13 protein-coding genes are annotated in these 14,120 nt (G+C 65.3%); all 13 read left to right on the top strand.

Annotated features, from left to right (window positions below; genetic code table 11):
- The first annotated feature begins 343 nt into the window (after positions 1-343).
- The 13 genes from EWH21_RS09710 (at position 344) to ltaE (ending at position 13,879) form a co-directional block, all read left to right on the top strand.
- Positions 344-1,117: an ABC transporter substrate-binding protein gene (locus EWH21_RS09710; protein ID WP_037048446.1), complete on the top strand. Its 774-nt coding sequence runs from the start codon at positions 344-346 to the stop codon at positions 1,115-1,117.
- A 186-nt stretch (positions 1,118-1,303) separates the two neighbouring features.
- Positions 1,304-1,993, top strand: coding sequence for an ABC transporter permease (locus EWH21_RS09715; RefSeq protein WP_037048443.1), 690 nt, complete (start codon positions 1,304-1,306; stop codon positions 1,991-1,993).
- 10 nt (positions 1,994-2,003) lie between these two features.
- Entirely contained in the window at positions 2,004-2,702 is a 699-nt protein-coding gene (locus EWH21_RS09720) for an ABC transporter permease (RefSeq protein WP_277700398.1), read from the top strand.
- A gap of 28 nt (positions 2,703-2,730) precedes the next feature.
- Complete coding sequence (locus EWH21_RS09725; protein WP_037048436.1) at positions 2,731-3,495, top strand: ATP-binding cassette domain-containing protein; 765 nt, start codon at positions 2,731-2,733, stop codon at positions 3,493-3,495.
- A gap of 98 nt (positions 3,496-3,593) precedes the next feature.
- Positions 3,594-4,574 (top strand): transcriptional regulator ArgR, encoded by a 981-nt coding sequence (argR, locus tag EWH21_RS09730; protein ID WP_037048434.1) that lies wholly within the window; start codon positions 3,594-3,596, stop codon positions 4,572-4,574.
- 336 nt (positions 4,575-4,910) lie between these two features.
- Positions 4,911-6,131 (top strand): aspartate aminotransferase family protein, encoded by a 1,221-nt coding sequence (locus EWH21_RS09735; protein WP_179553873.1) that lies wholly within the window; start codon positions 4,911-4,913, stop codon positions 6,129-6,131.
- Between the two features lie 135 nt (positions 6,132-6,266).
- Entirely contained in the window at positions 6,267-7,283 is a 1,017-nt protein-coding gene (aruF, locus tag EWH21_RS09740) for an arginine/ornithine succinyltransferase subunit alpha (protein WP_150608980.1), read from the top strand.
- A gap of 81 nt (positions 7,284-7,364) precedes the next feature.
- Entirely contained in the window at positions 7,365-8,381 is a 1,017-nt protein-coding gene (gene astA / locus EWH21_RS09745) for an arginine N-succinyltransferase (RefSeq protein WP_277700399.1), read from the top strand.
- A 63-nt stretch (positions 8,382-8,444) separates the two neighbouring features.
- The gene (astD, locus tag EWH21_RS09750; RefSeq protein ID WP_179553874.1) at positions 8,445-9,908 is read left to right on the top strand and encodes a succinylglutamate-semialdehyde dehydrogenase; all 1,464 of its coding nucleotides are present in this window, start codon (positions 8,445-8,447) and stop codon (positions 9,906-9,908) included.
- Entirely contained in the window at positions 9,908-11,254 is a 1,347-nt protein-coding gene (astB, locus tag EWH21_RS09755) for an N-succinylarginine dihydrolase (RefSeq protein WP_277700400.1), read from the top strand. Before astD ends, astB begins: the two co-directional genes overlap by 1 nt.
- 19 nt (positions 11,255-11,273) lie before the next feature.
- Positions 11,274-11,549 carry a topoisomerase II gene (locus tag EWH21_RS09760; protein ID WP_152488368.1) on the top strand — a complete coding sequence of 92 codons (276 nt, stop codon included), beginning with the start codon at positions 11,274-11,276 and terminating at the stop codon, positions 11,547-11,549.
- Positions 11,550-11,616: 67 nt separating this feature from the next.
- Positions 11,617-12,630: a succinylglutamate desuccinylase gene (gene astE / locus EWH21_RS09765; protein ID WP_277700401.1), complete on the top strand. Its 1,014-nt coding sequence runs from the start codon at positions 11,617-11,619 to the stop codon at positions 12,628-12,630.
- Between the two features lie 244 nt (positions 12,631-12,874).
- Positions 12,875-13,879: a low-specificity L-threonine aldolase gene (gene ltaE, locus EWH21_RS09770; RefSeq protein ID WP_152488370.1), complete on the top strand. Its 1,005-nt coding sequence runs from the start codon at positions 12,875-12,877 to the stop codon at positions 13,877-13,879.
- The last annotated feature ends 241 nt before the right edge of the window (positions 13,880-14,120 follow it).

The raw sequence follows: 14,120 nt of genomic DNA on the forward strand, positions 1-14,120 counted from the left end.
GCGGGCGTGCGGGAAAACTGCGCGGCGTCTCCAGTGCCTATGCTGTGGGCGTTTGATGGTTTCTGGCCTGAGTCTTGCTGAGATTATCCGTTTACCCTTTTCTGCTTGATCACTCCTTTTGCGAGCTGTCAATATCTGCCCCGGGCGCTTCCTGTGCTTCTGTAATTACTTGTCGCATTAAGGAAATATCGCCTCATTGGCTGCCGCTAGAATGCCGCTCACCCAGCCAAGGCCCTTTCGTCGCTCGTCCTACACGGATGACGCTGCACCGCCTTCTACAATCCTTACAAGGCCCGGGCCCCTCACTGCCATCGATGCCATACCCAATTCGAAGGAGCAAAGAATGAAGAAGATCGCACTGCTCGGCGCCCTGGCGCTGTCCCTGATGTCGCCTCTGGCCATGGCCGAGAAACCGCTGCGCATCGGTATCGAAGCGGCTTACCCTCCCTTCGCATTCAAGACTCCCGATGGCCAGATCTCCGGCTTCGACTACGACATCGGCAACGCCCTGTGCGAAGAGATGAAGGTCGAGTGCAAGTGGATCGAGCAGGAGTTCGATGGCCTGATCCCGGCCCTCAAGGTCCGCAAGTTCGACGCCGTGCTGTCGTCCATGTCGATCACCGAAGACCGGAAGAAATCCGTCGATTTCACCGGCAAGTACTATGCAACGCCGGCCAAGCTGGCGATGAAGGCCGGCACCGAGGTCAAGGACCCGCTGGTCGACCTGAAAGGCAAGAAGGTCGGCGTTCAGCGCTCGTCCGTCTACGACCGTTACGCCACCGACCTGTTCGCTCCGGCGGGCATCGAGGTCGTGCGTTACAGCTCGCAGAACGAAATCTTCCTGGACATGCAGTCCGGTCGCCTGGACGCCACCCTGGCCGACTCGGTGAACATCGATGACGGCTTCCTCAAGACCGACGCCGGCAAGGGTTTCGCCTTCACCGGCCCGGACTTCACCGACGTGAAATACTTCGGCGAAGGCCAGGGCATCGCCGTGCGCAAGGGCGACAAGGCGCTGGCCGACAAGATCAGTGCTGCCATCCTGGCCATTCGCGCCAACGGCAAGTACAAGGCCGTGCAGGACAAGTACTTCGACTTCGACGTTTACGGCGAGTAAGCGATCGCAGATGGACAAAGTGGCACTAACCTTCCCGGAGGTTGTGCCACTTTTTTCTTGGTTCATCCTGTAGCGACCGGCTGGCGGCTCGCCCGTGCTGGCGCTCAGGCGTTGTCGGTCGCTCGGGCGACATGAATTTCCTTTGTGCTAGATGGCGCCATCGTGGTGCCTGAGAGGTATTGGCGCATGCTTCAAGGCTACGGCTCGACCATTCTCGAGGGTGCCTGGCTTACCGTGTCGCTGGCATTGCTGTCGATGGCGGTCGCCATCGCGCTCGGCCTGCTCGGTGCGGCCTTCCGTCTGTCGCCGGTGAGGTGGCTGGCGCTGATGGGCGAGACCTACGCCACGGTGATCCGTGGGATTCCCGAGCTGGTGCTGATCCTGCTGATCTTCTTCGGCGGCCAGGACCTGGTCAACCGCATAGCCCCGCTGCTGGGCTATGAGGACTACATCGACATCAATCCCTTCGTGGCGGGTGTCGGCACGCTGGGCTTCATCTATGGCGCCTACCTGTCGGAGACCTTCCGCGGTGCCTTCATGGCCATCCCCAAGGGGCAGGGCGAGGCGGGCATGGCCTATGGCATGAGCCCGCTGCGGGTGTTCTTCCGCATCCTCGTGCCGCAGATGATCCGCCTGGCGATTCCCGGTCTGACCAACAACTGGCTGGTGCTGGTCAAGGCCACTGCGCTGATCTCCCTGGTCGGTCTGCAGGACATGATGGCCCGCGCCAAGAGCGCCGGTGACGCGACCCGCGAGCCGTTCACCTACATCCTCCTGGCGGCGGCGGTGTACCTGGTGATCACGAGCGTGTCGCTGCTGGTATTGCGCTATCTCGAGCGCCGCTATTCGGTCGGCGTCAAAGCCGCCGAGATCTGAGGGAGTCACCATGCTTTTCGATTACAACGTGGTACTCGACAGCCTGCCGCTGTACTTCGGTGGCGTGCTGGTGACCCTCAAGCTGTTGCTCATCGCCCTGGCCGTGGGCCTGCTGCTGGCGGTGCCGCTGGCGGTGATGCGGGTGTCCAAGCAGGCGCTGGTCAATTTCCCGGCCTGGCTCTACACCTACGTGATCCGTGGCACGCCGATGCTGGTGCAACTGTACCTGCTGTACTACGGCCTGGCCCAGTTCGAGGCCGTGCGCGAGAGTTTCATGTGGCCTTACCTGTCCAGCGCCACCTTCTGTGCCTGCCTGGCATTCGCCATCAACACCAGCGCCTACACGGCCGAGATCCTGGCGGGCAGCCTCAAGGCCACGCCGCACGGCGAGATCGAGGCGGCCAAGGCCATGGGCATGTCGCGCGGCAAGCTGTATCGGCGCATCCTGCTGCCGTCGGCATTGCGACGGGCGCTGCCGCAGTACAGCAATGAAGTGATCATGATGCTGCACACCACCAGCCTGGCCTCGGTGGTGACCCTCATCGACATCACCGGCGCCGCCAAGACCGTCAGCTCGCAGTACTACCTGCCGTTCGAGGCCTACATCACCGCCGGCCTGCTCTACCTGGTGCTGACCTTCATCCTCGTGCGCCTGTTCAAGCTGGCCGAGCGCCGCTGGCTGGCCTACATGGCCCCGCGCAAGGGCTGATGCCATGACGATTCAAGAGAACCCGAACATGTACAAACTCGAAGTTCAGGACCTGCACAAGCGCTACGGCAGCCATGAGGTGATCAAGGGCGTGTCGATGTCGGCCAAGGCGGGCGACGTGATCAGCATCATCGGCTCCAGTGGTTCGGGCAAGAGCACCTTCCTGCGCTGCCTCAACCTGCTGGAGCAGCCGCATGCCGGCAAGATCCTGCTCAACGGCGAAGAGCTGAAGCTGGTGCCGGCCAAGGACGGTTCGCTGCGCGCCGCCGATGCCAGGCAGTTGCAGCGCATGCGCTCGCGCCTGGCCATGGTGTTCCAGCATTTCAACCTGTGGTCGCACATGAGTGCCCTGGAGAATGTGATGGAGGCGCCGGTGCACGTGCTCGGCGTGAGCAAGGCCGAGGCCCGCGACAAGGCCGAGCACTACCTGGCCAAGGTGGGCGTGGCCCATCGCAAGGATGCCTATCCGGCGCACATGTCCGGTGGCGAGCAGCAGCGCGTGGCCATCGCCCGTGCCCTGGCCATGGAGCCGGAGGTGATGCTGTTCGACGAACCGACCTCGGCACTCGATCCGGAACTGGTCGGCGAAGTGCTCAAGGTGATGCAGGACCTGGCGACCGAAGGTCGCACCATGGTGGTGGTGACCCACGAGATGGGCTTCGCCCGTGAGGTGTCGAACCAGCTGGTATTCCTGCACAAGGGCCTGGTGGAAGAGCGCGGTTGCCCGAAGGATGTGCTGGTCAATCCACAATCCGAGCGTCTCAAGCAGTTCCTTTCCGGTAGCCTCAAATAATAAGCAGCTAGACTTTGCCCTTTTAGGGTGCGCTCGAGACCGCTGCCGGTTTTTGCAGACGCCCTGAACTGGTGCAAGGCAAACCTGAACATAGACCCATGACCCCCCATCGAATCGGCTTTCTCTACTGGCCCGGCACCAAGGCCCTGACCCTGTCCCTGGCCGAGGAAGCCTTGCGTGTCGCCCAGCGCGTCCACCCGGAAGTGGTGTACGAGCTGGTTTTCCTCCAGGCCGAACCACTGGTCGCGGGTGACTGGCGCCTGCCGGGCGAGCCCTGGGCCGGGCATCTGGATGGCCTGGACAAGCTGTTTCTGTTGGCCGATACGCCGCCGGCCCAGGTCTCTGCCGGCCTGGCCGCTGCGCTCAAGCAGCAGGTGCGTGGAGGCTGCGTGATCGGCGGCCTGTCCGCTGGGGTCTATCCGCTGGCCCAGCTGGGTCTGCTCGACGGCTACCGTGCGGCGGTGCACTGGCGCTGGCAGGACGATTTCTCCGAGCGCTTTCCCAAGGTCATCGCTACCAGTCACCTGTTCGACTGGGACCGTGACCGGCTCACCGCGTGTGGCGGCCTGGCGGTGCTCGACCTGCTGCTGGCGGTGCTGGCGCGCGACCACGGCGCCGAGCTGGCCGGTGCGGTGAGCGAGGAGCTGGTGGTCGAGCGCATCCGTGAAGGGGGCGAGCGCCAGCGCATTCCGCTGCAGAATCGCCTCGGCTCCAGCCATCCGAAGCTGACCCAGGCCGTGCTGCTGATGGAGGCCAACATCGAGGAGCCGCTGACCACCGACGAGATCGCCCAGCATGTCTGCGTCTCGCGCCGGCAGCTGGAGCGCATCTTCAAGCAGTACCTCAATCGTGTGCCCAGCCAGTACTACTTGGAGCTGCGCCTGAACAAGGCGCGCCAGCTGCTGATGCAGACCAGCAAGTCGATCATCCAGATCGGCCTGTCCTGCGGTTTCTCCTCGGGGCCGCATTTCTCCAGCGCCTACCGCAACTTCTTCGGCGCCACGCCGCGTGACGATCGCAACCAGCGCCGCAGCAACAGCCCCTTCGAGCTGACCTCCACCCCGGTCGAGCGCGGCTGACACGGGCGCTCGCCAGGAGGCATCCGGGCGATCTCCAGCGCGCTTGCCGGGTGCTCATGCGGCCACGCCGGCGAGGATTTCGATACCGGCCGGTCAGTCTGCGGAGATTTTTTCCGGCCACGTGCTCCGGGCGACGATCTGCGATTAAACTGCGCCTTTCCGATGCTTTCTGTCGCTTGGGCGACAACCCGCGGAAAACCCGGGGTGGCGCTGTAAGAAGTTGTCGCATGGCGGCAATGCCGCCCCCGTTTCAGTCCCTACAATCCTTGCATTCCCTGTCGTTTCGGGCGCTTTGTCGCCGGTCTGCGACTGGTACTTCTCATCAGGAGAGCTTTGATGTCCGTTCAGCACGATGCGGTGCAACGCGCCGATTTCGACCAGTTCATGGTTCCCAACTACGCCCCTGCCGCCTTCGTGCCCGTGCGTGGTCTGGGTTCGCGAGTCTGGGATCAGAGCGGGCGAGAGCTGATCGACTTCGCCGGCGGCATCGCGGTCAACGTGCTGGGCCATTGCCACCCGGCGCTGGTCGCGGCTCTGACCGAGCAGGCCAATACCCTGTGGCACATCTCCAACGTGTTCACCAACGAGCCGGCGCTGCGCCTGGGCAAGAAGCTGGTCGAGGCGACCTTCGCCGAGCGCGTGTTCTTCTGCAACTCCGGCGCCGAGGCCAACGAGGCTGCGTTCAAGCTGGCCCGGCGTGTCGCCCATGACCGTTTCGGTCCGGAGAAGCACGAGATCATCGCTGCTACCAACAGCTTCCACGGGCGGACGCTGTTCACCGTCAGCGTGGGCGGCCAGCCGAAGTATTCCGATGGTTTCGGGCCGAAGATCCAGGGCATCACCCATGTCCCCTACAACGATCTGGACGCCCTGAAGGCGGCCATTTCCGACAAGACCTGCGCCGTGGTGCTGGAGCCCGTGCAGGGCGAGGGCGGCGTGCTGCCGGCGGACAAGGCTTATCTGGAGGGCGCCCGCGCGCTGTGCAACGCACACGACGCGCTGCTGGTCTTCGATGAGGTGCAGAGCGGCATGGGCCGTACCGGCGAGCTGTTCGCCTACATGAACTACGGCGTGGTGCCGGACATCCTGTCCAGCGCCAAGAGCCTGGGCGGTGGTTTCCCCATCGCGGCGATGCTCACCACTACCGACCTGGCCAAGCACTTCGTTCCCGGCACCCATGGCACCACCTATGGCGGCAACCCGCTGGCCTGTGCGGTCGGCGAGGCCGTGCTGGATATCGTCAATACCCGCCAGACCCTGGACGGCGTGCAGGCCAAGAGCGAACAGTTCAAGGTCCGCCTCGAGGCGCTGGGCAAGCAGTACGGCCTGTTCGAGCAGGTACGTGGCATGGGCCTGCTGCTCGGTTGCGTGCTCAACGATGCCTGGAAGGGCAAGGCCAAGCAGGTGCTCGACGCCGCCACGGCCGAAGGCCTGATGATTCTGCAGGCCGGGCCGGATGTGGTGCGCTTCGCCCCGAGCCTGGTGGTCGACGATGCCGACATCGAGGAAGGCCTGGCGCGTTTCGAACGAGCGCTGAGCAAACTGCCGGCGGCCTGAGTGTTTGCGGGCTGATACCGGGAGGGGGCTGGTCGCGACAGCGGCTGGCCAGGACCCTCCCGTTTCATCGCCGATCCGTCGGGCAGGTCGTCGGCCTGCCTGTCGCAACGATTCTGTGTTTAGAAGGAGTGACCCATGCTGGTGATGCGCCCTGCGCAAATGGCGGACCTGGCGGATGTGCAGCGACTGGCTGCTGACAGTCCGGTGGGGGTCACTTCGTTGCCGGACGACGCAGGCCGGCTGGGCGACAAGATCGCCGCTTCGGAGGCGTCCTTCGCCGCCGAGGTCAGCTTCAACGGTGAAGAAAGCTATTTCTTCGTGCTCGAAGACAGCGCGAGCGGCCGTCTGGTCGGCTGCTCCGGCATCGTCGCGTCGGCCGGCTATTCCGAACCCTTCTACAGCTTTCGCAATGAAACCTTCGTGCACAACTCGCGCGAGCTGAAGATTCACAACAAGATTCACGTGCTGTCGCTCTGTCACGACCTGACCGGCAACAGCCTGCTCACCAGCTTCTACGTCGAGCGGCCGCTGGTCGGCAGCGCCTTCGCCGAGCTCAATTCGCGCGGTCGCCTGCTGTTCATGGCCGGCCACCCGGAGCGCTTCGCCGACGCGGTGGTGGTGGAGATCGTCGGCCACAGCGACGAGGGCGGTGATTCGCCGTTCTGGGATGCGGTCGGTCGCAACTTCTTCGACATGACCTACGCCGAGGCCGAGCGCCTGTGCGGGCTGAAAAGCCGCACCTTCCTCGCCGAACTGATGCCGCATTACCCCATCTACGTGCCGCTGCTCTCGGACGAGGCGCAGGAGGCGATGGGCCAGGTGCATCCGCGTGCGCAGATTACCTTCGACATCCTCATGCGTGAAGGCTTCGAGACGGACCACTACATCGACATCTTCGACGGTGGCCCGACCCTGCACGCGCGCACCTCGGGCATTCGCAGCATCGCGCAGAGCCGTCTGGTGCCGGTGAAGATCGGTGAGGCCGAGGGCGGCGGGCGCCAGTACCTGGTGAGCAACGGCCAACTGCAGGATTTCCGTGCCATCGTCGCCGATCTCGACTGGGTGCCCGGCAAGCCCGTGCTGCTCAGTGCGGAGGCGGCCGAGGCGCTGGGCGTCGGTGAAGGTGCCAGCGTCAGGTTGGTCGCGGTTTAACAGGCCCTGCTCCGGTAGCAGAGGGCGCCCTTCGGGGCGGGTGAGGGTGCCGTCGGCACTCTCGAGGAATCTGGAGGATTTATGATCGTTCGTCCCGTGCGCAGTACCGACTTGCCGGCTCTGATCGACCTGGCTCGCAGTACCGGCGCTGGCCTGACCACGCTGCCGGCCAACGAGGCGCGCCTGGCGCACCGGGTCGGCTGGGCGGAGAAGGCCTTTCGCGGTGAGGCCGAACGGGCCGATGCCGACTACCTGTTCGTGCTCGAGGACGATGCCGGCAAGGTGGTGGGCATCTCGGCGGTCGCCGGCGCCGTGGGCCTGCGCGAGCCCTGGTACAACTACCGTGTGGGCCTGACCGTCAGCGCCTCGCAGGAGCTGAACATCCATCGCCAGGTGCCGACGCTGTTCATGGCCAACGACCTGACCGGCAATTCCGAGCTGTGCTCGCTGTTCCTGCATGCCGGTTACCGCACTGGCCTCAACGGCCGCCTGCTGTCGAAGGCGCGCTTTCTGTTCATCGCCGAATTCCGCGAGCTGTTCGGCGACAAGGTGATCGCCGAGATGCGCGGTGTGTCCGACGAGCGTGGGCGTTCGCCGTTCTGGGAAAGCCTGGGCCGGCACTTCTTCAAGATGGAGTTCTCCCAGGCGGACTATCTCACCGGTGTCGGCAACAAGGCCTTCATCGCCGAGCTGATGCCCAAGTTCCCGCTCTACGCCTGCTTCCTCTCCGAGGACGCGCGCGGGGTGATCGGTCGCGTGCACCCGGACACCGAGCCGGCACTGGCCATGCTCAAGGCCGAGGGTTTCAGCTACCAGGGCTACGTCGACATCTTCGATGCCGGGCCGGCCATCGAGGCGGAAACCGCGAAGATCCGCGCTGTGCGTGACAGTCAGAACCTGGTGCTGGCCATCGGCACGCCGGGTGACGACGCCGAACCCTTCCTGGTGCACAACCGCAAGCGCCAGGACTGCCGCATCACCGCCGCGCCGGCACGCCTGGCGGCCGGTACCCTGGTGGTCGATCCGCTGACGGCCAAGCGTCTGCGCCTGTCGGCGGGCGATCAGGTGCGCGCCGTGCCGCTGGCGGCACACGGCTGAGATTTCTGTTTTGCGCGGTGGCTCTCGACGGCCGCCGCTGAATGCTGGGAGTGGTAGAACAAGATGAACACTCATTACATCGCAGGTCAGTGGCAGCCCGGTCAGGGCGAGCCGCTGCAGTCGCTCGACCCGGTCAGCCAGGCCGTCGTCTGGGAAGGCCAGGGCGCCACTGCCGCACAGGTCGATGCGGCGGTCAGCGCCGCGCGTGGCGCGTTCTCGCTATGGGCCGCGCATTCGCTGGACGGGCGTATTGCCGTGCTGGAGCGTTTCGCCGCCTGCCTGAAGACGCGTGCCGACGAGGTGGCGCGGGCGATCGGTGAAGAGACCGGCAAGCCCCTGTGGGAGGCCGCTACCGAGGTGACCAGCATGGTCAACAAGGTGGCCATTTCCATCCAGAGCTATCGCGAGCGCACCGGTGAGAAGAGTGGTCCGCTGGCCGATGCCACGGCGGTGCTGCGGCACAAGCCGCATGGCGTGGTGGCGGTATTCGGTCCGTACAACTTCCCCGGGCACTTGCCCAACGGGCATATCGTGCCGGCGCTGCTGGCCGGTAACTGTGTGCTGTTCAAGCCCAGCGAGCTGACGCCCAAGGTGGCCGAGCTGACCCTGCAATGCTGGATCGAAGCCGGTCTGCCGGCAGGCGTGCTCAACCTGTTGCAGGGCGGCCGTGAAACCGGCGTGGCCCTGGCCGGGCATCCCGGTATCGATGGCCTGTTCTTCACCGGCTCCAGCCGCACCGGCAACCTGCTGCACGCGCAGTTCGCCGGGCGCCCGGACAAGATCCTGGCGCTGGAGATGGGCGGCAACAACCCGCTGATCGTCGATCAGGTGGCCGATGTCGATGCCGCCGTCTACACCATCGTTCAATCCGCCTTCATCAGCGCGGGTCAGCGCTGCACCTGCGCGCGCCGCCTGCTGGTGCCGCAGGGCGCCTGGGGCGATGCCCTGCTGGCGCGCCTGGTGCAGGTCGCCGGGCAGATCCGGGTGGGGCGTTTCGACGAGCAGCCGGCGCCCTTCATGGGCTCGGTGATTTCCCTGCAGGCCGCCGCACAGCTGATGCAGGCGCAGGCCGATCTGCAGGTCAAGGGCGCCAGCGTGCTGCTGGCGATGACGCAGCCGCAGGCCGATGCGGCACTGCTGACGCCCGGCATCGTGGATGTCACCGCCGTGGCCGAACGCCCGGACGAAGAATTCTTCGGCCCGTTGCTGCAGGTAGTCCGCTACGCAGATTTCGATGCGGCCATCGAGGAAGCCAACGCGACGGCCTATGGCCTGGCTGCCGGTTTGCTGTCCGATTCGCGGGCCCGCTACGAGCAGTTCTGGCTGCATAGCCGTGCCGGCATCGTCAACTGGAACAAGCAGCTCACCGGCGCTGCCAGCAGCGCCCCGTTCGGCGGCATCGGCGCCTCCGGCAACCATCGCGCCAGTGCCTACTATGCGGCCGACTACTGTGCCTACCCGGTGGCGTCGCTGGAGAGCGAGACCCTGGCCCTGCCTGCGACCCTGACCCCGGGAGTGACCCTGTGATGTCCGCCTATGAAATGAACTTCGACGGCCTGGTCGGGCCGACGCACAACTACGGCGGTCTGTCCTACGGCAACGTGGCATCGCAGAGCAACAGCCAGGTGGTATCCAGCCCCAGGGAGGCCGCCAAGCAAGGGCTGGCCAAGATGAAGGCGCTGATGGACATGGGCTTCAAGCAGGGCGTGCTGGCCCCGCAGGAGCGTCCGGATGTCGGCGCGTTGCGGCGCCTGGGCTTTACCGGCAGCGACGCCGAGGTCATCGCCCGCGCCGCGCGCGAGGCCATGCCGCTGCTGGTGGCGAGCTGCTCGGCATCGAGCATGTGGACGGCCAACTCCTGCACCGTCAGCCCCAGTGCCGACACGGCCGATGGTCGCGTGCACTTCACCGCTGCCAACCTCAACTGCAAGTTCCACCGCAGTATCGAGCACCCGATCACCAGTCGCGTGCTGCAGGCCATGTTCGCCAACGACGCGCACTTCGCCCACCACCCGGCGTTGCCGGCTGTGGCGCAGTTCGGTGACGAGGGCGCGGCCAACCACACGCGCTTCTGCAAGGGCTATGGCGACGCCGGCGTGGAGTTCTTCGTCTACGGACGCAGTGCCTTCGATACGCGCTATCCGGCCCCGGCGCGCTACCCGGCGCGGCAGACCCTGGAAGCCAGCCAGGCGGTCGCGCGCCTGCACGGCCTGAGCGACGCGGGCGTGGTCTACGCCCAGCAGAACCCGGCGGTGATCGACCAGGGCGTGTTCCACAACGATGTGATCGCGGTGGGCAACGGCGAGGTGCTGTTCTACCACCAGGACGCCTTCCTCGAGACCGACAAGGTGCTGGCCGAACTGGGCGACAAACTGGCGCGGCGCGGCGGCAACTTCCAGGCCGTCTGCGTGCCGGGCTCGGCGGTGAGCGTGCAGGATGCGGTGCGTTCGTACCTGTTCAACAGCCAACTGCTCACACGCGCCGATGGCAGCATGCTGCTGGTGGTGCCGGAAGAATGTCGCAACAATGCCAGCGTCTGGCGCTACCTCGAGCAACTGACCACCAGCGGCGGGCCGATCCGCGAGGTGCGCGTGTTCGACCTCAAGCAGAGCATGCAGAATGGTGGCGGCCCGGCGTGCCTGCGCTTGCGCGTGGCGCTCAAGGAGCAGGAGCTGGCGGCGGTCAATCCGGGCGTGGTGATGAGCCACGCGCTGCATGACACCCTGGTGGCCTGGGTCGACAAGCACTATCGCGATCGCCTGAGCGAGGCCGATCTTGCCGATCCGCAATTGCTCGGCGAATGCCGCACGGCATTGGATGAACTGACGCAGATCCTTAAACTGGGCTCGGTCTATCCTTTCCAACTGAACTGACCCCAACCCCGGAGATTTTATGAGCGACGCGCTGCAACTGATTCTCGAAGATAACGACGGCACCCAGCTGGAGACGTCCTGCACCCGCTTTGCGGTGGTCTGGCAGGGCAAGGAACTCTGGGTTCAGGCCGTTGGCGATCAGTTGCTGATCGGCGTCGACGTGGAGGAGGGGGATACCGAGTATGCCAACCTGCTGCTGCGTCCGCAGGCCACCAACCTGGTCAGCCTGCAGCTGGAAATGGAGCCGGCGGACGATGATGACGATCATGTCCATGGCCCCGACTGCAACCACTGATCGTCGAGCCATGTAGGCGCGGCTGCCGCTCGCGCCTGCACGAAGTGCTGTAAAGCAAGGAGTCGCCATGCTGGTCCTCGGCAAACTGCTTGAACTGACCCTGGCCGGCCACGAGCCGTCGGCGAAGATTCAACTGACCCCCGACGGCACGCGCCTGCGCTGGCTGGATGAAGGCGCGCTAGAGGTGACCCCGCCAGCGGCGCGTGACAACGGCCTCGATCTGCTGCTGTCCGCCGGTATTCACGGCAACGAGACCGCGCCGATCGAGATGCTCGATCGCCTGCTGCGCGGCATCGCACGCAACGAGCTGCGCCCGGCCGCGCGCATTCTCTTCCTGTTCGGCAATCCCGAGGCCATGCGCCGTGGCGAGCGTTTCGTCGAGCAGGACATCAACCGCCTGTTCAGCGGTCGCCATGAGCAATCCAGTGGTTTCGAGGCCATTCGTGCCTGTGACCTGGAGCATCTGTCGGCCACCTTCTTCGGCAAGGAAACGGGCCGCACGCGCCTGCACTATGACCTGCATACCGCGATTCGCGGTTCGAAGATCGAGCAGTTCGCCCTCTACCCCTGGCAGGAAGGTCGCGCTCATTCGCGGCGAGAGCTGGAGTGTCTGCGCGCCGCCGGGATCGAGGCCGTGCTGCTGCAGAACAAGCCGTCCATCACCTTCAGTGCCTACACCTATGCGCAGCTCGGGGCCGAGGCCTTTACCCTGGAACTGGGCAAGGCGCGTGCGTTCGGGCAGAACCAGCTGGTCAATCTCGATCTGCTGGAGAACGCCTTGCAGGCGCTGATCGAGGGGCGTGAGGTGGTCAGCGGCGAACCGACCCTGGATGGCTTGCAGCTGTTCGCCGTGTCGCGGGAGATCATCAAGCACAGCGACAGCTTCCAGCTGCACCTGCCTGCGGATATCGAGAATTTCACCGAGCTCAAGCCGGGCTATCTGCTCGCCGAGGACATCGCCGACACCCGCTGGCTGGTGGAGGAGCAGGGCGCCCGCATCATCTTCCCCAACCCCAGGGTCAAGAACGGCCTGCGCGCCGGCATCCTCATCGTCCCGGACGACGGCGCCAGCCTGGTGTAGCCAGCGCGCCATCTGCCTGGGTATCCGGGCGGCATCGCGGCTGAAGCCGCACCTGGGTCAAACGCCGCATCCCGTAGGAGCGGCTTCAGCCGCGATACAGCTCTCCCTCTGGCCACACGCCGACTGTCAGCAAGGGCAGTCGGCTCGCTCGCCGTTCCGCCGGATTTTGCGCCAACTGTATCTTGTGGCCCCCTTCGCGACCTCTTTAGCATGGCCCTTTCGCCAATGAACGGGAAAGCCTGCCATGCCCCTGATCGACCTGCGTAGCGACACCGTCACCCAACCTACCGCCGCCATGCGCGAAGCCATGATGGCCGCCGAACTGGGCGATGACGTCTACGGTGAAGACCCCAGCGTCAACCATCTGGAAGCCTGGCTGGCCAAGGAGCTGGGCTTCGAGGCGGCGCTGTTCGTTCCCACCGGGACCATGAGCAACCTGCTGGGCCTGATGGCGCACTGCGAGCGCGGAGACGAGTACATCGTCGGCCAGCAGGCGCACACCTATAAGTACGAGGGTGGCGGCGCCGCCGTGCTCGGTTCGATCCAGCCGCAGCCGATCGAAGGCGAGGCCGATGGCTCGCTGGACCTGGGCCGGGTCGAGGCAGCGATCAAGCAGGATGACTTCCATTTCGCCCGCACGCGTCTGCTGGCCCTGGAAAACACCATGCAGGGCAAGGTGCTGCCGCTCGACTACCTGGCGGCGGCGCGTGAACTGACGCGCCGGCGGGGCCTGAGCCTGCATCTGGATGGCGCCCGCCTGTACAACGCGGCGGTCAAGCTGGGCGTGCCGGCGCGCGAGATCACCCAGCACTTCGATTCCGTCTCGGTGTGCCTGTCCAAGGGCCTCGGGGCGCCGGTCGGCTCGGTGCTGTGCGGCAGCGCCGCGCTGATCGCCAGGGCGCGGCGCCTGCGCAAGATGGTCGGCGGTGGCATGCGCCAGGCCGGCGTGCTGGCGGCGGCCGGCCTCTATGCGCTGCAGCATCAGGTCGAGCGCCTGGCCGAGGACCACGCCAAGGCGGCGCACCTGGGCGAGGCGCTGCGTGCGCTGGGTTACAGCGTCGAGCCGGTGCAGACCAACATGGTCTACGTGCAGCTCGGCGAGCGTGCCAGCCAGGTCGGCGCCTTCATGGCCGAGCGCCGCATTGTCGTCAGCGCGGCACCGCGTCTGCGCCTGGTCACCCATCTGGATGTCGGTTCCGAGGGCGTCGAGCGGGTGATCGAGGCATTCGCCGCTTTCCGTGATCATTGATCCTGCTGCCGACCGCCCATAGCGGTCGGCTATCAACAAGGCACTAGCCGCGGGCGAATGGACCGATATAATGCGTCCCTTTGCAGACTGCGTGACAACGGCCGCGCTCGGCCATGCTGCGTTGGAAACGGCATCGAAATGCTCGTTCGGCATCCGCAACCACGGATGGGGCGACGTTGCATGTGTTGTCGTTTCCTGCCTTGCCTGACCGTCGCTCGCCACGTTCTCGCGTCGTCTGCTT

Source organism: Pseudomonas sp. REST10 (assembly GCF_029542605.1).
Taxonomy (GTDB): domain Bacteria; phylum Pseudomonadota; class Gammaproteobacteria; order Pseudomonadales; family Pseudomonadaceae; genus Aquipseudomonas; species Aquipseudomonas khazarica.

Bases quoted from the DNA above. Each gene is read 5' to 3' on its own strand.
- EWH21_RS09710 (WP_037048446.1), top strand. From the start codon at position 344: ATGAAGAAGATCGCACTGCTCGGCGCCCTGGCGCTGTCCCTGATGTCG.
- EWH21_RS09715 (WP_037048443.1), top strand. From the start codon at position 1,304: ATGCTTCAAGGCTACGGCTCGACCATTCTCGAGGGTGCCTGGCTTACC.
- EWH21_RS09720 (WP_277700398.1), top strand. From the start codon at position 2,004: ATGCTTTTCGATTACAACGTGGTACTCGACAGCCTGCCGCTGTACTTC.
- EWH21_RS09725 (WP_037048436.1), top strand. From the start codon at position 2,731: ATGTACAAACTCGAAGTTCAGGACCTGCACAAGCGCTACGGCAGCCAT.
- argR (WP_037048434.1), top strand. From the start codon at position 3,594: ATGACCCCCCATCGAATCGGCTTTCTCTACTGGCCCGGCACCAAGGCC.
- EWH21_RS09735 (WP_179553873.1), top strand. From the start codon at position 4,911: ATGTCCGTTCAGCACGATGCGGTGCAACGCGCCGATTTCGACCAGTTC.
- aruF (WP_150608980.1), top strand. From the start codon at position 6,267: ATGCTGGTGATGCGCCCTGCGCAAATGGCGGACCTGGCGGATGTGCAG.
- astA (WP_277700399.1), top strand. From the start codon at position 7,365: ATGATCGTTCGTCCCGTGCGCAGTACCGACTTGCCGGCTCTGATCGAC.
- astD (WP_179553874.1), top strand. From the start codon at position 8,445: ATGAACACTCATTACATCGCAGGTCAGTGGCAGCCCGGTCAGGGCGAG.
- astB (WP_277700400.1), top strand. From the start codon at position 9,908: ATGTCCGCCTATGAAATGAACTTCGACGGCCTGGTCGGGCCGACGCAC.
- EWH21_RS09760 (WP_152488368.1), top strand. From the start codon at position 11,274: ATGAGCGACGCGCTGCAACTGATTCTCGAAGATAACGACGGCACCCAG.
- astE (WP_277700401.1), top strand. From the start codon at position 11,617: ATGCTGGTCCTCGGCAAACTGCTTGAACTGACCCTGGCCGGCCACGAG.
- ltaE (WP_152488370.1), top strand. From the start codon at position 12,875: ATGCCCCTGATCGACCTGCGTAGCGACACCGTCACCCAACCTACCGCC.